The 19970-nt window shown below is 58.9% G+C and carries 15 protein-coding genes, 1 tRNA gene and 1 other RNA gene; 7 read left to right on the forward strand and 10 right to left on the reverse strand.

All coding sequences use genetic code 11. From position 1 onward, the window contains the following. A partial coding sequence (locus tag WBG04_RS05430; protein WP_424313362.1) for a S9 family peptidase occupies window positions 1-910 on the forward strand: 910 nt, incomplete at its 5' end. Between the two features lie 102 nt (window positions 911-1012). On the opposite strand, the gene WBG04_RS05435 is transcribed toward WBG04_RS05430, so the two are convergent. Then, window positions 1013-1089: transfer RNA gene (locus WBG04_RS05435), tRNA-Pro, on the reverse strand. 260 nt (window positions 1090-1349) lie between these two features. On the opposite strand from WBG04_RS05435, the gene argC reads away from it, so the two are divergent. The 3 genes from argC to WBG04_RS05450 all read left to right on the forward strand — a co-directional run bounded on the left by argC (window position 1350) and on the right by WBG04_RS05450 (window position 4792). Beyond that, the gene (gene argC, locus WBG04_RS05440) at window positions 1350-2408 is read left to right on the forward strand and encodes an N-acetyl-gamma-glutamyl-phosphate reductase (protein ID WP_424313363.1); all 1059 of its coding nucleotides are present in this window, start codon (window positions 1350-1352) and stop codon (window positions 2406-2408) included. 35 nt (window positions 2409-2443) lie between these two features. Then, window positions 2444-3697 (forward strand): bifunctional glutamate N-acetyltransferase/amino-acid acetyltransferase ArgJ, encoded by a 1254-nt coding sequence (argJ, locus tag WBG04_RS05445; protein WP_424313364.1) that lies wholly within the window; start codon window positions 2444-2446, stop codon window positions 3695-3697. Window positions 3698-3769: 72 nt separating this feature from the next. Beyond that, window positions 3770-4792: a hypothetical protein gene (locus WBG04_RS05450; RefSeq protein WP_424313365.1), complete on the forward strand. Its 1023-nt coding sequence runs from the start codon at window positions 3770-3772 to the stop codon at window positions 4790-4792. Between the two features lie 48 nt (window positions 4793-4840). On the opposite strand, the gene WBG04_RS05455 is transcribed toward WBG04_RS05450, so the two are convergent. The 5 genes from WBG04_RS05455 to WBG04_RS05475 all read right to left on the reverse strand — a co-directional run bounded on the left by WBG04_RS05455 (window position 4841) and on the right by WBG04_RS05475 (window position 11142). Next, complete coding sequence (locus WBG04_RS05455; RefSeq protein ID WP_424313366.1) at window positions 4841-5770, reverse strand: 3-keto-disaccharide hydrolase; 930 nt, start codon at window positions 5768-5770, stop codon at window positions 4841-4843. 2 nt (window positions 5771-5772) lie between these two features. Then, a complete protein-coding gene (locus WBG04_RS05460; protein ID WP_424313367.1) occupies window positions 5773-7581 on the reverse strand; it encodes an SLC13 family permease in 1809 nt (602 codons plus the stop codon). 350 nt (window positions 7582-7931) lie between these two features. Beyond that, on the reverse strand, window positions 7932-8756 hold the full coding sequence (locus WBG04_RS05465) for a hypothetical protein (protein ID WP_424313368.1): 825 nt from the start codon (window positions 8754-8756) through the stop codon (window positions 7932-7934). Between the two features lie 128 nt (window positions 8757-8884). Continuing rightward, a complete protein-coding gene (locus tag WBG04_RS05470; RefSeq protein ID WP_424313369.1) occupies window positions 8885-9856 on the reverse strand; it encodes an MDR family NADPH-dependent oxidoreductase in 972 nt (323 codons plus the stop codon). A 23-nt stretch (window positions 9857-9879) separates the two neighbouring features. Next, the gene (locus tag WBG04_RS05475; protein ID WP_424313370.1) at window positions 9880-11142 is read right to left on the reverse strand and encodes a Glu/Leu/Phe/Val family dehydrogenase; all 1263 of its coding nucleotides are present in this window, start codon (window positions 11140-11142) and stop codon (window positions 9880-9882) included. 82 nt (window positions 11143-11224) lie between these two features. Between WBG04_RS05475 and WBG04_RS05480 the strand changes: the two genes are divergently transcribed. The 3 genes from WBG04_RS05480 to ffs all read left to right on the forward strand — a co-directional run bounded on the left by WBG04_RS05480 (window position 11225) and on the right by ffs (window position 14555). Then, window positions 11225-13285, forward strand: coding sequence for a glycosyltransferase (locus tag WBG04_RS05480; protein WP_424313371.1), 2061 nt, complete (start codon window positions 11225-11227; stop codon window positions 13283-13285). 97 nt (window positions 13286-13382) lie between these two features. Beyond that, a complete protein-coding gene (queA, locus tag WBG04_RS05485) occupies window positions 13383-14366 on the forward strand; it encodes a tRNA preQ1(34) S-adenosylmethionine ribosyltransferase-isomerase QueA (protein ID WP_424313376.1) in 984 nt (327 codons plus the stop codon). A 94-nt stretch (window positions 14367-14460) separates the two neighbouring features. Then, window positions 14461-14555: signal recognition particle sRNA small type (ffs, locus tag WBG04_RS05490), an RNA gene on the forward strand. 7 nt (window positions 14556-14562) lie between these two features. Here ffs and WBG04_RS05495 read toward each other — a convergent pair. From WBG04_RS05495 to WBG04_RS05510, 4 genes are all read right to left on the reverse strand, one after another. Beyond that, window positions 14563-15369 carry a M23 family metallopeptidase gene (locus WBG04_RS05495; RefSeq protein ID WP_424313372.1) on the reverse strand — a complete coding sequence of 269 codons (807 nt, stop codon included), beginning with the start codon at window positions 15367-15369 and terminating at the stop codon, window positions 14563-14565. Window positions 15370-15403: 34 nt separating this feature from the next. Then, a complete protein-coding gene (locus tag WBG04_RS05500; RefSeq protein ID WP_424313373.1) occupies window positions 15404-16738 on the reverse strand; it encodes an OmpA family protein in 1335 nt (444 codons plus the stop codon). A gap of 78 nt (window positions 16739-16816) precedes the next feature. Then, complete coding sequence (locus WBG04_RS05505) at window positions 16817-18367, reverse strand: trypsin-like peptidase domain-containing protein (RefSeq protein WP_424313374.1); 1551 nt, start codon at window positions 18365-18367, stop codon at window positions 16817-16819. Window positions 18368-18489: 122 nt separating this feature from the next. Continuing rightward, window positions 18490-19970 (reverse strand): hypothetical protein (locus tag WBG04_RS05510; RefSeq protein ID WP_424313375.1); only part of this gene is annotated, 1481 nt, incomplete at its 5' end.

Genomic DNA, 19970 nt, shown 5'->3' on the forward strand with positions numbered 1-19970 from the left:
TCAGCGCTTCTACATCGATAGTTGGTCGAGAGTGGATCAAGCGCCCGTACATGAACTCCGCCGAAGCAAGGATGGTGAGCTCGTTTGCCAATTGGAAACGGCTGACATCAGTGAGCTGAAGGATGCCGGATGGAAGGCCCCGGAGCAGTTTGTCGCCAAAGGGCGAGACGGTGAAACCGACATCTACGGCATCATTGTCCGCCCCAGCAATTACGACCCTTCGAAGTCTTACCCAATTTTGGAGGACATCTATGCCGGTCCCCACAGCGCCTTCGTTCCGAAAGGGTTTCGCGCCTTCTCGAATATGCAGTCACTCGCTGAGTTGGGCTTCATCGTTGTCAAAATCGATGGCATGGGCACCTCGTACCGTTCGAAGGCCTTTCATGACGTCGCTTGGAAAAACCTCGGCGACTCCGGTTTCCCCGATCGCATCAAGTGGATCAAGGCTGCGGCTGCCAAGGATCCATCAATGGACCTTTCACGAGTCGGAATCTATGGCGGAAGCGCCGGCGGCCAAAGCAGCACACGAGCTCTCCTCGCCCATCCCGATTTCTACAAAGTCGCCGTCTCCGACTGCGGCTGCCACGACAACCGTGTCGACAAGATCTGGTGGAACGAGCAATGGATGGGCTGGCCGATCGGTCCGCATTACGAAGAGCAGTCGAACGTGACTCAGGCTCATCGTCTGAAAGGAAAGCTGCTCCTCATCGTCGGTGAGATGGATGAAAACGTCGACCCGGCCTCAACCATGCAGGTGGTCGATGCGCTGGTGAAGGCGGATCGCGATTTCGACTTGCTCGTCATTCCCGGAGCCGGGCATGGCGCGGCCGACACCAAATATGGGCAACGGCGCCAGCGGGACTACTTCGTCCGGCACCTGCTCGGGAAAGAGCCAAGGTGGGAAGACTAGAAAACCAACCACTTTTTCGAATTCCTCGCTATGGCTCGGAAGATCTCACGGGCCAGTGCGGAAACCAAACATCCCTGCCCAGACAGGCTGGGCAGGGATGTTTGGTCGGGCTGGCCGGATTCGAACCGACGACCCCCCGCCCCCCAGGCGGATGCGCTACCAGACTGCGCCACAGCCCGTTCCTTTTCCGTGAACGGACGCGCAGACAAGCAAGGGAAATCCGGGTTGGCAAGTCCGGAAAATCGAGGAGCATGGGAGGTGGCTCGGCCCCATGCCACAAGGAATGGCTTCCCCCGCCAATCGACTCACGAGCCTGCCAAAGACGGATCTTCCCGGGTCTCCACCTATGAAGAGCTGCGACCCATCGCGCCCAAGTCCTCCCTCCGAACCACGAGCCCTTGGTTCCTCCTAAGGATTGGCAAGGCGGGGATTTCCTGCGATGGATCTCGCCATCATGGAACGGATCAAGACAGCGATTGTCGGCGCCAGCGGATACACCGGTCAGGAACTCCTGCGGCTGCTGCTGCTCCACCCCGACGTCGAACTCGTCGCCGCCACCTCGCGTCAAGAGGCAGGCAAAGCCCTCTCGGCGGTCTTTCCACGCTACCGTTCGCTGCCGGGCGCCGATCTGGCTTTCATCGAGCCGGACCCCGACACCATCGCCGCCAGCGGTGCTTCCGCCGCCTTCCTCGCGCTGCCTCACGGCGTGGCGGCCGAGATCGCCCAGGCGCTGCTCAAGCGCGGCCTCAAGGTCATCGATCTCAGCGCCGACTTCCGGCTACGCGATGCCAAGGTCTACGAGGAGTTCTACGGTCATCCCCATCCCGCGCCCGAAATGCTCGCCGATGCGGTCTATGGACTTCCGGAAATCCGGGCCGCGGAAATCCGGGATGCCCACCTGATCGCCTCGCCCGGTTGCTACCCGACAAGCATTCTCCTGCCCCTCCTGCCGCTGGTGAAAAAGGGACTGATCGATCCCGCGACCATCGTCGCCAACTCCATGAGCGGTGTCAGCGGTGCGGGAAAAAAGGCCGATCTCTCCCTGCTCTTCTGCGAGTGCAACGAAAGCGCCCGTGCCTATGGCGTGCCGAAACATCGACATCTCTCGGAAATCGAACAGGAACTTTCCCTCGCCGCCGGCAAGCAAGTCGTCATCACCTTCATCCCGCATCTGATTCCGGTGAATGCGGGCATTGCCACGACGACCACCGCGATGCTCGCCAAAGGCACCGACCCCCAAGCGGTCGGTGAAGCGCTTGAGCTGGCCTACGCCGAGGCACCTTTCGTCCGCCTGCTCGGCGAAGGCGGCTGTGCCGACACCAAGAATGTCACCCGCACCAACTTCATCGACATCGGTTGGACCTACGACGATCGGACCGGCCGCGTATTGCTGATGAGCGCCGAAGACAACCTCGGCAAGGGTGCCGGAAGCCAAGCCGTGCAGTCCTTTAATATCCTGTTTGGTTTACGGCAGACCGACGGGTTGCATTTTGTCTGAAACTTCCTCAGGTTTGAAGGCCTGCCCCTGCTGTCATGGATTTCCCACTAACCCGGATCAAAGGAGGTGTCGGCGCACCCCGCGGTTTCCGCACGGCCGCCATCGCCTGCGGAATCAAAAACCCAAAGCTCAAACGACTCGATCTCGGACTGATCGCGTCGGATAAACCGTGCACCTCAGCCGGAACTTTCACCACCAATCGCGTCAAGGCCGCCCCGGTCCGCTTTTCCCAGATCAATATTCGCAAAGGCAACATCCAGGCCATCATCGCCAACTCCGGCAACGCCAATGCCTGCACCGGGGTGCACGGCATCTCCGATGCCAGATCGATGGCCGACGGCGTCGCCAAACCACTCGGTCTCAAGCGCAGCGAAATCGGCGTCTGTTCCACCGGAGTCATCGGACTACCCATGCCGATGTCGCGGATCGAGCCGCACTATGGGACCCTCGTCGAAGCCCTCGGGACCAAGAACGGCACCGATTTCGCCAAAGCCATCATCACCAGCGACACCCACCACAAGGAACTCGCCATCTCCTTCGATCTCGGCGGCCATCGCGTCCGCCTCGGTGGCTGCGTCAAGGGGGCCGGCATGATCTGCCCGAGCATGGCGACGATGCTCTGCTTCATCACCACCGACGCCTCGATTCCCAAGGCAACCCTGCAGAAGGCGGTTGAGGAAGTCGTCGAGGAAAGCTTCAACCGCATCACTATCGACGGTGACATGAGCACCAACGACACCGTGCTGGTGCTTGCCAACGGAGCGTCAGGCATGCCGCCGGTCCGACGCAACGGCCCGCGCTGCCGCCAGTTCCGCCAGGCACTGCGCTGGCTGATGCTCGAACTTGCCAAGATGATCGTCCGCGACGGCGAACGCGTGACCAAATTCGTCACCGTTAAGGTCAGGGGTGCCAAAACCTATCTCGATGCCAAAAAGGTCACCGAAGCCGTTTGCAAATCGCAACTCGTCAAGGCTTCCTGGAATGGTGGTGACCCCAACTGGGGACGCGTCATCCACGCCGTCGGCTACTCACGCGCCCGCATCCGTGAAGAGCTCATCGACATCCTCTACGACGGCGTGCCCGCGTGCCTCGGAGGACTTCAGGCCGAAACCCCGATGGATCGGCTGCGCGACATCGTGGCTCACGACGAATTCAACATCGAAATCCATCTCAACCAGGGAAAAGCCGACTACGAAATGTATAGTAGCGACCTCTCTCCCGAGTACGTCGATTTCAACCGCTCGGAATACGCCTACTGGAAGCAGGCGCGCAGGGATGGTCTGGTGTAGCAACCGGCGTGAATCAGGCTTGCTCCCTTGCCGCTGGTCAATCCCTGCCCGAGACGTCATGCTACTTCCGCCATGCCCATGATCTCCCGAAGGAAAGACAAGTATGAGGTCTCACTACCGCTGCGGCAGTACCTCTATCACTTCGACCGGATGCGTGAGATTCCCCGGGTCTATCAGGACCTGACCCGTTTTTTGGGATCGACCCCCTATGAGGATCCCACCGGGAAGGAAACGCTTTGGCTCAGCGTCTACTACGATCCCGAACACATGCGCGAGCTGCGGCCACGCCTCGCCCAGATCTATACCGAGCTGAAGGGTGGGGGGGATACCAGCGACCGGGACCACCTCAACGTCGACCGCATCGACTTCGGCGAATTCGGCAACTCCCGGCCCTTCCGCATCCGGATCACCAATTCCTACAACGACAACTCCGACTACTTCTACGTCAAACAAGCGGACGCCTCCCGGATCTTCGGTCTGGAGCTCGAGCACATTCTCTCGCCCAACCGCATCAACTACCTCGTCAATGGCAACACCCTGATCGAGGAGCACATTGCCGGCGTGCCCGGTGATGTGTTTCTCCGCGAACACCTGCCCAAACCGGAACTCAACAATGTCCGGATTGCCAAGGAGTTCACCAAGTTCAACGAACGCTGCTTCATCCGTCTTCTCGGCGACATGCGCAGCGTGAACTACGTCGTCGACATCACCCCGGACTTCGAGGAGGTCCAGTACCGGGTCCGGCCGATCGACTTCGACCAGCAAAGCTACGAGAAACGTGGTAAGACCTACCTCGCCTATCGCTTCGACTCAAACAAGGCCATCACCCGGCTCGCCTTCAGGGCCCTCAACCGCAAGACGATCGAACAGTATGTTGCGGAAGAACACTCCCAGATGGCTCGCCGGGCCAAGGTCGAAAGCCTCCGCCTCAAAGCCCTCCTGGGCGTCATGCAACGGGAGGAACTCGCTCCACGCGAGCATGTTGTACGGCTGGCATCCGATCTGGCAAAATACCACCACGACGATGTCTATCGCGACTGCCGGACCATGGGTGAGCTCACCGCCACCCACATCACCCACATGCTCGAGCTCTGAGCAGCATTCATTTCAAAGGGCCATCCCGAGAGCCTGCGGCATCCGGTCTTATTTCTCCTCGATCCAGACGTTGCGGAACTGGACGGGATTGCCATGACCTTGGAACTGGAGAGAACCCTCGGGAACCTCCGCCAGCTTGCCTCCGTTTCCGGTGCCCTTCGGAAGCTCGAGGTCATCGTGAATCTTCACGCCGTTGTGAAACACCGTCACCCTCGCATTTGAAACCTTCTTCCCGCCTTCGAGCTTCGGGGCAGTGAAGTCGATGTCGTAGCTCTGCCATGTCAGCGGTGGCAGACACATGGGAACATCGGGTGTCTTGAACTTGTAGAAGCTTCCGCACCACTGCTTGGAGTCAGAGAGGTTTTCCCCATCCCAAGTACTAAGATCGTAGTCGAGACCGAAGCTGTCAAGGATCTGAACCTCGTAACGATCAAAGATGTAGATTCCGCTGTTGCCACGATCCTGGTGGCTCAGCGGCGTTTCCGGCTTGTAGGGGAGGCGGAACTCAAGGTGCAGTTTGAAATCCTTGAACTTGCGTTTGGTGGTCGTGCCCGCCATCAGGAATCCATCCTCGACCTTCGCCTTGTTCCACTCCCCCGTGCCCTCACCGTCGAACAACACGACAGCACCTTCCGGCGGCTTGGCTCCAAGTGTCGGGACCTCGCGCTCGATACGTTCAAATTTCGCCAACTTCCTGGAGACGAGCGCCTTGTCCCCGCTCGATCTGGTAATCTTCGAGCCGTCCCAACCCGCGCCGGGAAGCCCACCCACATACTCGGAAATGATGAATCTCCCGTTACCAGTCGCGACCACCTGGGCAGCCTTACCATCAGCAACATACTCTCCCTGAACGTTGAAATCCGGGTCTTCGGCCGCCGCCTTGGCAGGGTCCGTCCAAGTTGGTTTTCCGAGAAGGGGAAGCGCCGCACAGGAAAGAGAAGTCGCGAGAAGTGCGGGAAATAAAATGGATGCTTTCATGTTCAGGGATGGAATTTCCAGATGAGTGGAATGGTGATCGAGGCGATCACCCACAATATAAGATTCAAAGGCAGTCCAACTTTCACGAAATCCTTGAAATGATAGCCCCCGGCGCCAAAGACGTAGGTATTCGTCTGGTAGCCGATCGGTGTCGCAAATGAAGCACTGGCTCCGAACATCACCGCCACCAGGAAGGGAAGGGGGGATACCTCCACCGCCTCGGCAATCCGAATGACGATCGGAGCCAGCACCACCGCCACGGCATTGTTTGAAACCATCTCCGTCATGATGCTCGCCAGCAGGTAGATGCCGCAAAGGATGCCCCACGGACCCAGCGGACCCAGTTTGTCCGCGACGAATGTTGCCAGCGTCGTGGCCGCGCCCGTCTTGTCCATCGCCACACCCAGCGCCAGCATGCCGATGATCAGCAACAGGATCTTCCAATCGACCGCTTCATAGGCTTCCCGCGGACTGAGACAACCGACCAGCAGCACGAACAATGCGGCGAGGAAGGCCGCGGCAAAGGTATCGAGCTTCAACGAAAGCCCGATCCATTCGAAATTGAAGGCGGCGAGAAACACGAAGAGCACGATGCCCGCCAGTGCGAAGGGGGCCTTCCTCAGATTGAAGACTTCCGGACGAGGCTCGGAGAGGGTGATGAAATCGCGCTCGGCCTTCAATCGCTCGATCCCTTCCCGAGAACCTTCAACGAGCAGCGTGTCACCGAATTCCAGCCGCAGGGTTTCAAAGTCCTTGGTGATGTTCTGACCCTCACGGTGGATGGCCAGAATCAGCGAGCCATACGATTGACGGAATGCGATGTCCGCCAGACTGCGACCCGCCAGCCGGGAATTCGGCCCGATCATGCCCTCCAACAGCACGGCTTCCCGCTGCTCGAGAGCATCGAGTTCCTCACCCATCCCCAAGCTGACATCGTCGGATCGGTGCAACTCGGCCACGCCTTTCGTTCCCGTCCGAATCAGGAGACGGTCGCCTTGCTCAAGGATGATCTCCTTCAGGTTGGCCTCGAGGATCCGACCACGACGGCGAATCTCGATGATCTTCAGCTTGCGGGAACGGTTCGCCAGAACTTCGAGTGCGCTCTTCCCGATCAGCGGCGAGTTTTCCGGGACGCCGGCCTGGATCAGGAATTCCCGGCCGCGAGTGGCATCCAGCAAGGTCGCCAAAGTATCCCGCGCCGGCAGCAGTTTCGAACCGAAGAACCAGAGGTAGCTTCCTCCGACGACGGCGTAAATGATGCCAAGTGGAGCGATCGAAAAGAGGTGGAACTCCGCAATGCCTTGCTCCCGCGCAATCCCGTCGACGAGGATGTTGGTCGAAGTCCCGGCCATTGAGCAGGTCCCGCCCAAGATCGTTGCGTAGGACATCGGAATCAGCAGCCGCGAGGGTTTCGCACCGCTGTCCCGGCAGAAGCCAAGAATCACCGGCAGCAGAATCACCACCAGCGGCGTGTTGTTGACGAAGGCGGAACACACCGTGCAGACAATCAGCAGCGCAGCGAGAGCGCGGCGTTCACTGCCTTTGGCCACCGTGTTGAAAATCCGCCCGAGTCTCGCGATCTGCCCGGTCCGCTCGAGCGCCGCACTGATGATGAACAGCGCGCCGATCGTCACCGGAGCCGGATTGGAAAAAGCCGACAACAAATCGTCGCGATCCAGAATACCGGTCACCAGCAGAAGACCCGCCGCGCTGAGCGCCACCAACTCGACGGACAACTTCCCCCAGAGGAAAGCCGCGAAGACCGCAATCGTTAGAGCGAAGACAAAATACTGATGCCAATCGGGAACCACGGATCGGATGATCGGGCTTCAAGGCGGCGGAACCAAGAGCGAATTGTGGCGTCATTGCCACAGCGCCACTGCCGTAGCAAGGTACTCCTGTCCAACAAGCTGCATCGCCAGTAATCACCTCAGAGCCCGTGGACTGCTGCAGCCCGCTGTCGGTGGGACAGCCCTGCTGTCGCCGCACGAGGGAGCAAGGGCGTTCTCGCCCTGCCGAAGCACTGCACAAGTTCGCCCCCACCCAGTCTCCCCAACGGAGAGCGTTCATCCTGAACGCTTCGGCTCATGGACATCCTGTCCATACGCGCCAGTCGTGCGTCCTATTCTTATGGACCGCTATCCTTGTTTGACCCGAGTCGCTATTTCCGCGTCGGATTCCTCAAGCACCACCATCCCGATCCGAACAGCATCAAAACTGCGACAGCCAAAGGAGTCCATGAAACCTTGGAGGATTTTGGTCGGGTCGAAGTATACGCCTCTTCAGGCGCAGACACCGTGCGGCGCTCCCGTACTTTCGCCGGAATCTCAACTGGACCTGAAAGATTATAAATCTGGGAGCTTCCTTTGAACTGAAAAGTTCTCACGCCATCACTGACCTGCTCACCCCATTTCTTCCATGCCAAAAGGTCCCTTTTATAAGTTCCTGGGCCGAATCGGGTGTTGGGAACCGGGGGTGCGTCAATCATCCCACAGAGAGTGGATTCAGCTAAAGTGCAGTTCGAAAAAATTTCGCTGCCAGGTTCAAGTTCTTTGTAGTCGATATTGTCATCAAGAAGGCTGATCAGCAATTCAACCACCTGAGCTGACTCCATTTGGCCGAGACTTCTGAAGAGCCGAGTCCGCTCGCTATTGTAGTCGATTTTCCCTGGATTTTCGTGATGTGTACTCCTCAATGACTTCAAGTGGTCTTCAAAGAATACCGCGTGGTTGGAAATCGATGTCAGCTTCCTGCTTGCTAAAGCCGACACCTCCGCTTGTAGCTCTGAAACCTCTATTCCAGGATACTTTATCGCAGCGTACGCTGCGAGCTTGAGCATCTCGTCCGCCGTGGGTTTGTCCCCAACTTCCTTGATGAACCGAACACTTTCGTTCCTCCAGACTTCCTGTGAGAAGGACGGCTCAGACGAAAAACAGGTCTCAGTAGCCAGGGTGACTACCAGCACGATTAAGAAGAAGTCTTTCACTGGGTTAATCGCCCTCCGACTTCCTCTTCAACAATCCAAGAAACCGCCTCGTCGCATTCAGCTTTCGAAGGTCGAAGCGAAACCATCAAGTTTTTCATATTCTTCGAAGTCCTTGGCTGACTCTAACATCATGGAATCAGGAACACCTTACCGGACCTTGCCGGGTCGGACAGCCGGGATAGGGCTGTCTTGAAATCCGACAACTGGTGCGTCGAATCCACCGGGATATGGAGCGTTCCCGCCACCATTTCGGCAGCCAGTCGCGAGTAAGTTTCGTCGATTTCCTCTCGGGGAGCCGATTCAATCCAACGACTGACCCACAATCCCCGTATCTTGATATCCTTGAAAATCAGCAGCCCATTGGGAACCGAAAGCGGCCGCAGGGCCATCGCCCCGAAGGTGATCTGAGTACCGCCGGTGGCCAGACACTTCAATTGCCGCAAGGCGCTATCGCCCCCGACACAATTGAAACCAAGCAGGGGAGGAACTGAACCACAGATTGCCCGGACCGAGTCAACCACCTCGGAGTCGTCGAGGAGCACCTGGTCCGCACCGGCAACCACCAACTGGGGTATCAGCTCGGTGCGACGTACTAGATTGATCGTACGAACTCCAAGTGATCCTGCCAACTGGATCACACAGCGACCAACGCCGGAGTTGGCGGCATTCTGAATGATCCATGATCCGCGCGGGAGCTGCCCGAAGCCGGTCAGCAGTCGCCATGCGGTGGCGGGATTGACCTTGAGCATCGCCGCCTGTTGCGGGTTGATGCCCTCGGGCAACTTGAAGAGATGGGCTGCGGGAACCTGCGCATGCGTCGCCCACAAACCAGCCCGTCTGAGAAAGATGCAGCGATCGCCGGGTTTGAAATCCGGGGAAAGGCTTTCGACGACCTCGCCGCAAGCCTCGATCCCCGGAACCGTCGGAAGCTCGGGCTTCACTCCGTAGGTTCCCGCAATGAAATTCAAGTCTGCGGGGTTAATGGGGCTGGCGAGGATCTTGAGCCGGACTTCGTTTTGGGTGAGTGCCGGCAGCTTCAGGTCCTGAAGCTGGAGAACTTCCTCGGCCTTGCCGAATTCGCTGAATTGGAGGGATTGCATGGCAGGAGTCTGGACCGTGACGATCAAGGAAACAAGCCGCGCTGACTCTTCACATCGGCCACCGTCTTGATTGCAAGTGACTGAGCGGCAGTTCTTTGAGGCAGTTTGTTCGTTTCCGCGAAATGAAGAACTCGATTGAAAGTTGCTTCGAGCATGGTCTCGAGCCGCGTCAGGACCTCGCGCTCGGTCCATTGAAAGCGCTGCAGATTCTGCACCCATTCGAAGTAGGAGACGGTGACACCACCGGCGTTGCAGAGGATGTCAGGGATCAGGAAAATGTCCCCGCGATCAGAAATGATCTGATCCGCTTCCGTGGTCGTCGGTCCGTTCGCGCCTTCAGCGAGAACCCGGCATTTCAACATGGGGGCATTCTCCCGATTGATCGCCATGTCGGTGGCAGCGGGTGCGAGGATATCGCATGGCTGGGTGAGCATCTCCTGCGGGTCGATCGCGTCGGCCCCGGCAAAACCTACGACGCTTCCAGTACTTGCGACATGCTTGGTCAGCTCATCCAGATCCAGTCCGCCTGCATTCCAAACGGCGCCGGAGACGTCTGAAATGCCGGTGATCTTGACTCCATAGGATGCAAGGGTCCGGGCCGCATAGGATCCGACATTGCCGAATCCCTGGATGATCGCGGTCGCTCCTTCGATCTGCACGCCGAGCTTGTTCAAGGCCCTTGATGCGAGGAAGGCGACACCATGGCCGGTGGCACGGGTCCGGCCGGCAGAACCCTGCAAATTCAGGGGTTTTCCGGTCACAATTCCCGGAACAAGGCGGCCGGCACGGGTCGCGTAGGTATCCACGATCCACGCCATGGTCTGCTCATTCGTCCCCATGTCCGGCGCCATCACATCGATGTCCTCGCCAATGAAAGGCGTAATCTCCATCGTGAAGCGTCGAGTGATCCGCTCGAGCTCCCCTTGGCTGAGCGTCCGCGGATCGCAATTGATGCCGCCCTTGCCTCCGCCGAAGGGGAGATCCATGAGCGCGCATTTCCAGTTCATCCACATTGCCAGCGCGGCGACTTCTCCGAGCTCGACCTTGGGGTGGTAGCGGAGGCCGCCCTTGACCGGACCCCGGGTCAAATGGTGCTGCACCCGGTGCGCGAAATAGACTTTGGTCGACCCATCATCATGTCTAACAGGAACAGTGACGGTGATCAGCCGCTTGGGCCATTTGCAACGTTCGCGGAGCTCGTCGTTGAGTTCCAGAAAGTCGGCAACCTGATCGAATTGGGCGGCCGCCATGGCAAAGACGGGATTTTGGAGCAACTCGGTGCGCATGGCCCAATCCATAGCGCTGCCCTCTAACGACCGCGAGCTTAAGCTCGCGGTCGCGCCCCTTCGAATCTAGCTTCGTCGTGCAATGGAGCGCTTGGCAATCGATGGCAAGTTCCTGCGGGTCGGTGACCAGCGGGTGTTCCTGCGCATGGTCACTTATGGACCCTTTCCTGGCGGCTGGCCTCAGGATCTGCGCGCTGAGCTTGAACGGGTTAGGGCTTCCGGGTTCGATGCAATGAGGCTCTACGAGTGGCCGACCCGTGAGCTCCTCGACGCCGCGGAATCATTGGGGCTACGGGTTTTCGCCGGAATCAAGTGGGCCCAGTCCTGCGATTTTTTCCGCCACGACGAGCTGCCAAATGCGAAGGCGGCCTTGGCGTCCGGCCTCGCGAGACACGGGAAACATCCGGCTCTCGCTGGGGTCTTCGTCGCCAACGAGGTTCCCGCCGATCTCTCCCGCTGGATGGGGCCTTCGAAAGTCCGCCGAGCCCTTGAGGACCTGATCTCGATTGGCAAAGGCGCCTGTCCCGAATTGATCTGGTGCTACGGGAACTACCCGGGAACCGAGTATCTGGAACCCGGCAATGCGGATCTAACAGCGATGAACGTCTACCTCGAGAACGAGGAGGACTTTCGTGCCTATCTGAAGCGGCTCCACCACATCGCCGGCGATCGGCCAGTATTGATCTCGGAGTTTGGACTCGACTCCCGACGCAACGGACTGGAGGCCCAGGCCGAAACCCTGAGCTGGGGGCTTCGTGCCGCCCACGAAGCGGGCATGGCGGGCATGGCGATCTATGCCTGGAGCGACCGCTGGCAGAATGCGGGAAGGGAGGTGCTCGATTGGGACTTTGGACTCATTGACCGCCAGGGCGACGACAAGCCCGCGCTGGCGGCGGTTCGGGAAACGGACACCAAAGAGACTTGCCCCAGTCCCAAGCAGAACTTCTCCGTGATCGTCTGTACGCGAAATGGCGGGGACCGAATCCGGAGCTGCCTGAACGCCATTTCAAAGTTGCAGAATGTTGATTTCGAGGTGCTTGTGGTGGATGACGGCTCCACGGACGGGACCCCGGCCCTGATCACGGAAGAGTTTCCCGAAGTGAAACTGGTCCGCATCGAACATGCGGGACTCAGTGCGGCCCGCAATGCCGGCGCCGAAGCGGCGAAAAACGAGATTCTCGCCTTCACTGACGATGATTGCGAACCGGATCCGCATTGGCTCGCCGAGATCTCGGGCTGCTTTTCCGATGGCTGGGATGCCGCCGGTGGTCCGAATCTTCCGCCTCCTTCATCTAACAGAATCGAGGCGGTGATCGCAGCGGCTCCGGGTGCGGCCAGTCACGTGATGCTTGATGATTCCGAAGCCGAGCACATCCCCGGATGCAATCTGGTCGTACTGCGATCGGCGTACTTTGCCATCGGGGGATTCGATCCGGCCTATCGGACGGCGGGTGACGATGTGGATTTTTGTTGGCGGCTTCGCGACGCCGGATACCGCATTGGATTCTCTCCGACCGCTTTCGTGTGGCATCACCGCAGGCCATCGGTCCGCGGCTATCTCCGGCAGCAGATCGGCTACGGCAAGGCGGAAGCCATGCTCATGAAAAGGCATCCCAAGCGCTTCTCTCCCTCAGGTGATGCGATGTGGCATGGTACCATCTACACCGGTAGCCCAGTGCGCGCTTCAGAGGCAGCCGTCATCTACCATGGACTCATGGGAATGGCTGGCTATCAGGGAGTTATCTCTCGAACACAGCCCTTGAGGGAGCTCGACGAGCGATTCGGAGCTGCCGCGAACCAGTGGCTTCTTGGCGGGCTTTCCTGGCTCGCTCCGCGACTGCGAGCTTGGGCCAGGATCCGCCGTTTCCGCGGGCCATTGCCAGTCGAACGAGCTCAAGTGGACGGCCCTTCATCTGAGTTCGCCCTGTGGAACGGCGAAGATCGGGAAGTGGTTTTGAAACGGCTGCTCGATTGCGGTTGGCAGGCTGGCGGTACGACCGATGAGTGGGACGTCGTGAAGGATGGCACGAGGATCTTGATCGCCACGGAGAAAGGTGAAGGCATCGGGAAGTGCACGCTTTTCCGGGTCTGGGGGGATGCCTCAAAAGTTGATGTGCTGGAGGAAGCGAAGGTGCTCTCCTGAGTTTGGAGTGCGGTGGCAGAGAGCAACATCGACACCGCAGTCCAAAGTCGATCGTTGATCCCCGGCGATGGGCGGGCGATAAGCTGCGGTCGTGAGCCTGACGACCCGTGACTTCCATTTTGAACTCCCTGAGGAGCTGATTGCATCCCGCCCGCTGGCAGAGCGATCGGCCTCGCGGATGATGGTGATTCACCGGGAGAGCGGTGAAATCGAGCACCGGATGTTCCGCGATATTCAGGCATACCTGCGTCCTGACGACCTTCTGGTTCTCAATGATACGCGGGTGATTCCGGCGCGATTCTTCTCGGATGATGGAAAGATCGAGCTTCTTTTCCTCGACCGCCTCGGTGCCAATCGATGGAGCTGCCTGGTAAAGCCCGGGAAAAAGATGCGGCAAGGAAAGTCGGTCGTTGTGGCTGGAAGTACGGGAATTGTCGTAGATATTTTCGAGAACGGGGATCGCTTGATCGAGTGGGATCAGGAACCGGATCTGAATGAGGTGGGTCATCTTGCCTTGCCGCACTACATGGGTCGTGATGACGAGCTTGAAGATCGCGAGCGCTATCAGACGGTTTACTCAAAGGAAGAAGGGGCGATTGCCGCACCGACGGCAGGGCTTCACTTCACCCCGGAGATTCTCGAGGGAATTCGTCACGCTTTCCTCACCCTTCACGTCGGAGTTGGGACCTTCCGCCCAGTGAGCGCAGAGCGCCCGGAAGAGCACGACATGCACTCCGAGCGCTACGTCATTTCGAGCGAGACCGCCCGCCAGGTCAACGAAGCCGGTCGTGTGGTGGCCGTCGGCACGACCGTCACCCGGGTCCTTGAATCGCTGGCGCGTGAGGGATCACCCAAGCTGGAAGTGAAAGATCATCGTGGTGAAACGAACATTTTCATCTATCCACCGTATCAATACAAGGCGGTGGATGTGCTGCTCACGAACTTCCACCTTCCCGAAAGCACCTTGATCATGCTCGTCAGTGCGATGGCCGGTCGGGAACTCGTGTTGAAGGCCTACAAGGAAGCCGTGAAGGAGAAATACCGCTTCTACAGCTACGGCGACTGCATGCTGGTGATTTGATTCGGGGGCCGTCGATCCCTGCGGGAACGGGATGAACCACCTCGGATGAAAAATCCATTGCGCAGGGGAAGGGGGGCGTGTTGACTTCCGCCGCTGTCAGGGGCCGTGGAGCTTCGGCAGGTGAACCCCGCCAGGCCTTAACAGGAGCAACGGTAACTTGTCCGGATTTGCCGCGGTTCCCTGGCAGCACTTCTTCCTACTCTTGGAAGTCGCCGAGCTTCTCGGCATTCTCGATCTCGAGCGCATTCCAGATCGCCTTCTTATCCAGCGCGGTCGGTAAAAGTGACGGAGAGGGTTGGTCAGCTGATGTCCCACGCAGTTCGTCGACGGTTCGCGTCGGATCGAGCCGATTCAGCGGAAGCATGCTGTAACCCGCGCCGATATCCACACCATCGCTTTGGCGCATTTCAAAATGGAGATGAGCCGGGTAGTGGCCATTGGCGGTGCCGACCTGACCGATTTTCTGACCGCGACCGACGAGGCTGCCCATCGCTACGTCGATCCGATGCAGGTGTGCATACATGCTCTGGATCAGACGCCCATCACGACTGCGATGAGCGAGCACCAGCACTTTGCCCCAGCCGGGAGATGGTTCACCGGAGTAGACCACGAGGCCGTCAGCGGTGGCGAAAACCGGATCGCCAAGATCGGTATCCATACCGCCCAGGCCATTCAGATCATCACCGGTATGATAACCGCCCCGCTTGTCGTTCATTTCCCAGAACTTCTGGGCATTGTAGGTCAGGCCACCATGCTCGCTTCCCATCGGTGCATCAAAACGCAGTGCCGCAGGTATGGCCGCAAGCTGCCAGGCAGAAAATTGATGCAATCGGTGTCGCGGCTGATGATCTGCTGGCAGGAACAAGGGCGCGTCGGCTCCTTGCATGCTGGTCAGATTCTCGACCGGTCCGAGTTTGTGGGCCGACTCTCTCCACAGCACGAAGGCAATCATGGTCGCTCCCAAAAGAATCAGGACGAAGGTGGCTGGACTGAAGAGTTTCAAGAATCGGAATAGAAGAGGAGGGGAGGGGGCAGGCTCAGAAATCGAGATAGATCTCGGTCCGTCGGTTGGCTCGGCGACCCGCCGGGTTGTCTGCGCCGGACTCGGTGAAATTCGGTCGGCGTGGCTGGCTCTGACCTCGGGCCACAGTGATGATTTGGCTCTCTTGAACCCCCATGCGGATCAGGGTTTCCTGCACGCTGGTAGCTCGCTGTGAGGAGAGTTGATCGTTGTACTCCTCCGTTCCCAAGGCGTCGGTGTGCCCGGAAATGGTCAGCTTTTTGTCGGGGTCCGTCTGTAAAATCTCGGCCACGATTTGGAGTTGTCGTTCGGTGCGCTCGGTCAGGCCACCTTCGTCGAAGTCGAAATAGAGGACCAGCGTATCACCCCCTTTGGGATTCTTTACCAAGGGGGTGTAATAGACGTCGCCGCCGGCCACGCGGCGGGCGTAGTCGGCGAGCAGCTGATCAAGATTGATCTCCACGAGACGCCAGTTCTTGTCCTCCTCGGACTGCCTCACGGTGATCGAGAACTGGGCGGCATCCGAATCATCCGCGGCCAGCACATGGGCCAAATAGCCCGCCGTATCGCCGCGCTGAAACATCGCGCGCAGCGGCTTTTCGCGTCGCAGCTTGTAGTTGCCCTCTTCAAAGAGAATGCAAAGCCCGGCGATTTTGGCATCGGACACGGCCGAGGAATCGACGAACTCCTTGGCCAATTCAAACTCCTGCCGGAGCGCCGCCTGGAGGAAGGAATCGACAATCCCCAGCGAGTCCACCAGTTGGGCTCGCGGAATGGCTTCACTCGCAGCTGGGGGTAGGACAATTTGTGTCACGCCCCACTTGCCATCGCGGCGTTTGAGATCGAGAAGGATGCGATCCCGGCCGGGTTCCGCGCCATCGAGATAGAGCGCCCAGCGGGCATGTTCGTTGAGTTTCAGCTCTCCCACCTCGACGGAGGAATCGGGTTTGCGGAGCTTGAGGTTTCCGCTTGCGGCCAATTCCGCCAGCCGCTTCTTGGCTTCGGGAGTCAGAACTTCCGAGCCGATCATGCGGCTAAAGCCGGCCAGATCACCCTCATCGAGCGCCTTCCCGATCTGTTCCACGAGCAGCGTCGGGCTGCTACTAAGGATTCCTTCGCCTACCTGATCCATGGCAGCCAGAGGGTCAGGCGTATCCACCGGATCAGGCGCGAGAGCCGGAATCGGATCCGGTTCCACGACGTCTTCCTCGATCACTGTCCGCTCGATCAAGTCCGCTGTCGGTGGCGCTTCAATGGTTTCGGGATCCGCCCTCCGGAGTAGAATGAACAAGGCCACCCCGCCTCCGAAGATCAAGGCAGCAAGAAGCATGGGCCATTGGGTGCGATTCATGATTCACGAACTTTGCAGCCGATTATCTCAAGCAGCAAGCGCCGCTAACAATACCTGAACGTTCGCTCATGTCCTGATTTATCGACCCGAAGTCGAATCATCCACCGACTCTTGGGGAAGCTCGACACCCTCCGCCGCGTCAGGGAGCAGCGGGGGCAGCATGACTCGTATGCGCTCCGATTGACGAAGCACCCGGAGGTCCGTGGGCTGTTTCGGAGCCGATGCCGCAAGGTAGCGATAGAATTCCTCGCTCGTCTTCACGGCGGTCTGGTTGACGGCCTCGATCAGGTCGCCAACCACCAGTCGCCTCTCGGCCAGCCCACCTCTTGAGATTCCAGCGACGACCACGCCCTGAAGTCCTGCTTTCCCATCGACAGGGTCCAGATCACGGACCTGCACGCCGATGGCGCTCAGCAGTTCCTCGCCTTCGGGAGCAGAACTCTGGGGAACTGGTTTGGAACGCTGGCCGTGATTCGCTTTGCGCGCGGTAATCCTTGCCTTCATTCCCAGCACTTCGCCGTCGCGCCAGACTTCAATCAACACTTCCTCATCGACCCGACTCCGCTGAACCAGGTTGAACAGAGTGCCGAGATTATCCGTCACTTCCCGGTCGTAGCTGACGATGACATCCCCGGCCTGGAGCCCGGCTTTTTCCGCCGGAGAATCTTCACTGACGCTGCCTACGACCACCCCCGGGCCGTCATATCCCAGAGATGCTTTGGCGATCGGATTGGGATCCATCTGCACGCCGAGGTAGCCGCGGATCAGTCGACCGCGTTTGAGGATGGTGATCAGCGCCTCTTTGACATCATTGGAGGGAATCGAAAAACCCACGCCTTGAAACCCCGAGTTCACCCGATCATCCGGTCGATAAATAGCCGAATTGATGCCGATGATCTCGCCTTGCAGATTGACCAAAGGGCCACCGGAGTTTCCGGGATTGATGGCGGCATCGGTTTGAATCAGATCTCGCTGAGTGTCGGACAGCGAACGTTCGACGGCCGAGATGATCCCCTGAGTGACGGTTTCACCCAGTCCGAATGGATTGCCGAAAGCGAAGGCGATCTGGCCCCGGCGCACTTGATCCGAGTCTCCAAACTTGATTGGCTGAAAAGGTCCTCCGCCTTCGATCTTAAGTACCGCAATATCAAGAATGAGGTCTTCTCCAATCACCTCGGCGGTAAAGACCTGGCCATCGTACATCGTTACCCGGATCTTGGGCTTTCCTGCCACGACGTGGTGGTTGGTGACCACATGACCTTCATGACTGACGATGACGCCCGAACCCTGACCTTGGGTCGGCACGGTGCGAAGGTGCTGCCGGCCGAATCCATCAAATATTCGTTGTGGCTCCAATTTGTTGGTGTCAATGCTGACCACGGAGGGGACCACCGCATCGGTGAGCATCGCATACTCATCGTTGAGCCGTGTCAGCAATTCGACATCGCTCAATTCAAGCGGCGGCTTATCCGGCAGGGTGAAATCCTCGGGTTGATAATTGGAGTCGGAATCCTTGTTTCCGAGCCACTGACGAATGCCTCCCGTCCCGTTGCGGATCAGGTACACGGTCGCGAACATCACCAGAAAAACGGTGACCAAGGTCAATAGGCGGCGAATGCCTTCAGTCATGGGGTGGGTGCGGGTGAGTGCAGGGGAACAGGGACCCGTTTAAGTTCATTTTGCAAGCAAATCCGCCCCATCCTGGTAATGGACATATGATGTCCGATCCCTACCATTCCAGGCCATCAGCGCTATTGAGGGGCTAGTGGAAGCGGGTAGTCGTCCGAATCACCTGCGGCGAGGGTGAGAATTTCAACGACTCGAACATACTCTAACCAAGCTTCTCTGAAGGCTGCCTCATGCTCATGCCGATCACCCTTCTCCACGCTGCTCCTCTTGGCGTCGACCGCCAGGCTGCTCAGGAGCTTCGCCAAATTCATGGTGGGGGTATGGAGTTCCTGACGGTCGGAAACCGAACCGTACAATCGCTCGATCGCATCCAGTTCCGCCCGGCTTGCATCGACTTTGTCCTCCAGCTCCTCACCATTCAGAAGGAACCAGTTCTTTGGCTTGAAAAAGGAAGCCAACGGCGCAATCGCCGCGCGGATCTCGCGGGCAAAGACCTCTTTCGACAGCCGCTTCGGCCACTTGGAGGTCCCCCGCAGCGCAAGCATCTGCGCGGAAGCGTGGGTTGGGACCAGGGCAATCACCTGTCGTAGTCGCTGCTGGGTCGACTCGTGATTGAGGAAACTACCCAGCGATCTCGACCCCCGTGCTTCGCGGATCATTTCGAAGGACTGATGGGCTTCCACAATTTGAACCGGCGGCATCGAGGAAGCCAGCTCACAAAGCCCCGCGGCATCGTCTGCGAGAAGCACTTCGAATTCGAAGAAGAATTCGGACTTATCGAGAGTAATCAGAGGTGCCATGTAGTCCTTGGCGGCGAGAGGAAGGACCAAACGCTTGCCTGACTTGGTGTCGGCAAGGGTACGAATCGTCTGCCAAAACCGCACTGGAAGCTCCAGGCTTCCGTCATCCGTGGGAACAGCCAGCACCATCGCTTCGGGCAACTCGCCAGACAAGGCCGAGTCCGCCAACACAAGCAGCGCACCAAGCAGGGCCTTGCCATTGCGTTTCTCCGAATAAGGAATGTCACCCGCCAATCTGAACTCTAACCGGAGCCCTTTCGGCACCCCGCCGTGGCGCTCGCTGAGGAAGCCCATCAAGCTCGTGCTGATCTGCTGCTGTTGGCCAGGTTCCTCGCCCGGAAGCGTGACCAGAAGCTGCTCGCCGTCCCCCGCAAGATTGGCCTCCATCGACACGGCCACTGGACGAAGAATCCACTCCTTGCTCGCCTTGTCCAGATACCAGAGGGGTATCTCCACCGAGGCCGACTTCAATTTGAGAGCGGTGGATGGGATGATCTCCGCCTCTGGATCCGCTGTCTCATCCTCTGCCAGCATCACCGGCTCGGCATCCTTGAATGCGTCAATTGCCGCCACCCAACCGTTCCACTTTCCCTGCTCACCCTCCACCGAAACCGCGACCGCCCGAGGGTGCTCAGGATCCACGCCGCTGAGAATATCGGACAGACAGGCAGCCAGGGCATTGCCGTCGACCCCGGCCTCAGGTTGCTCCAGCCAACCGATCAAATGCCACTTCCGGCTTTTCGCCTGAGAAATCTCCTGCTTGTCAGCCGCCTCCAAGGGGCGGCCCTCCTCGAATTGCCTGA

Origin of the sequence: Haloferula sp. (genome assembly GCF_049672945.1) — a bacterium.
Lineage (GTDB): Bacteria > Verrucomicrobiota > Verrucomicrobiia > Verrucomicrobiales > Akkermansiaceae > Haloferula.

Coding starts and splice junctions, on each gene's coding strand:
- WBG04_RS05480 (WP_424313371.1), top strand. CDS start 11,225: ATGGAGCGCTTGGCAATCGATGGCAAGTTCCTGCGGGTCGGTGACCAG.
- WBG04_RS05475 (WP_424313370.1), bottom strand. CDS start 11,142: ATGCGCACCGAGTTGCTCCAAAATCCCGTCTTTGCCATGGCGGCCGCC.
- WBG04_RS05470 (WP_424313369.1), bottom strand. CDS start 9,856: ATGCAATCCCTCCAATTCAGCGAATTCGGCAAGGCCGAGGAAGTTCTC.
- WBG04_RS05455 (WP_424313366.1), bottom strand. CDS start 5,770: ATGAAAGCATCCATTTTATTTCCCGCACTTCTCGCGACTTCTCTTTCC.
- WBG04_RS05450 (WP_424313365.1), top strand. CDS start 3,770: ATGCCCATGATCTCCCGAAGGAAAGACAAGTATGAGGTCTCACTACCG.
- argJ (WP_424313364.1), top strand. CDS start 2,444: ATGGATTTCCCACTAACCCGGATCAAAGGAGGTGTCGGCGCACCCCGC.
- WBG04_RS05500 (WP_424313373.1), bottom strand. CDS start 16,738: ATGAATCGCACCCAATGGCCCATGCTTCTTGCTGCCTTGATCTTCGGA.
- WBG04_RS05505 (WP_424313374.1), bottom strand. CDS start 18,367: ATGACTGAAGGCATTCGCCGCCTATTGACCTTGGTCACCGTTTTTCTG.
- argC (WP_424313363.1), top strand. CDS start 1,350: ATGGATCTCGCCATCATGGAACGGATCAAGACAGCGATTGTCGGCGCC.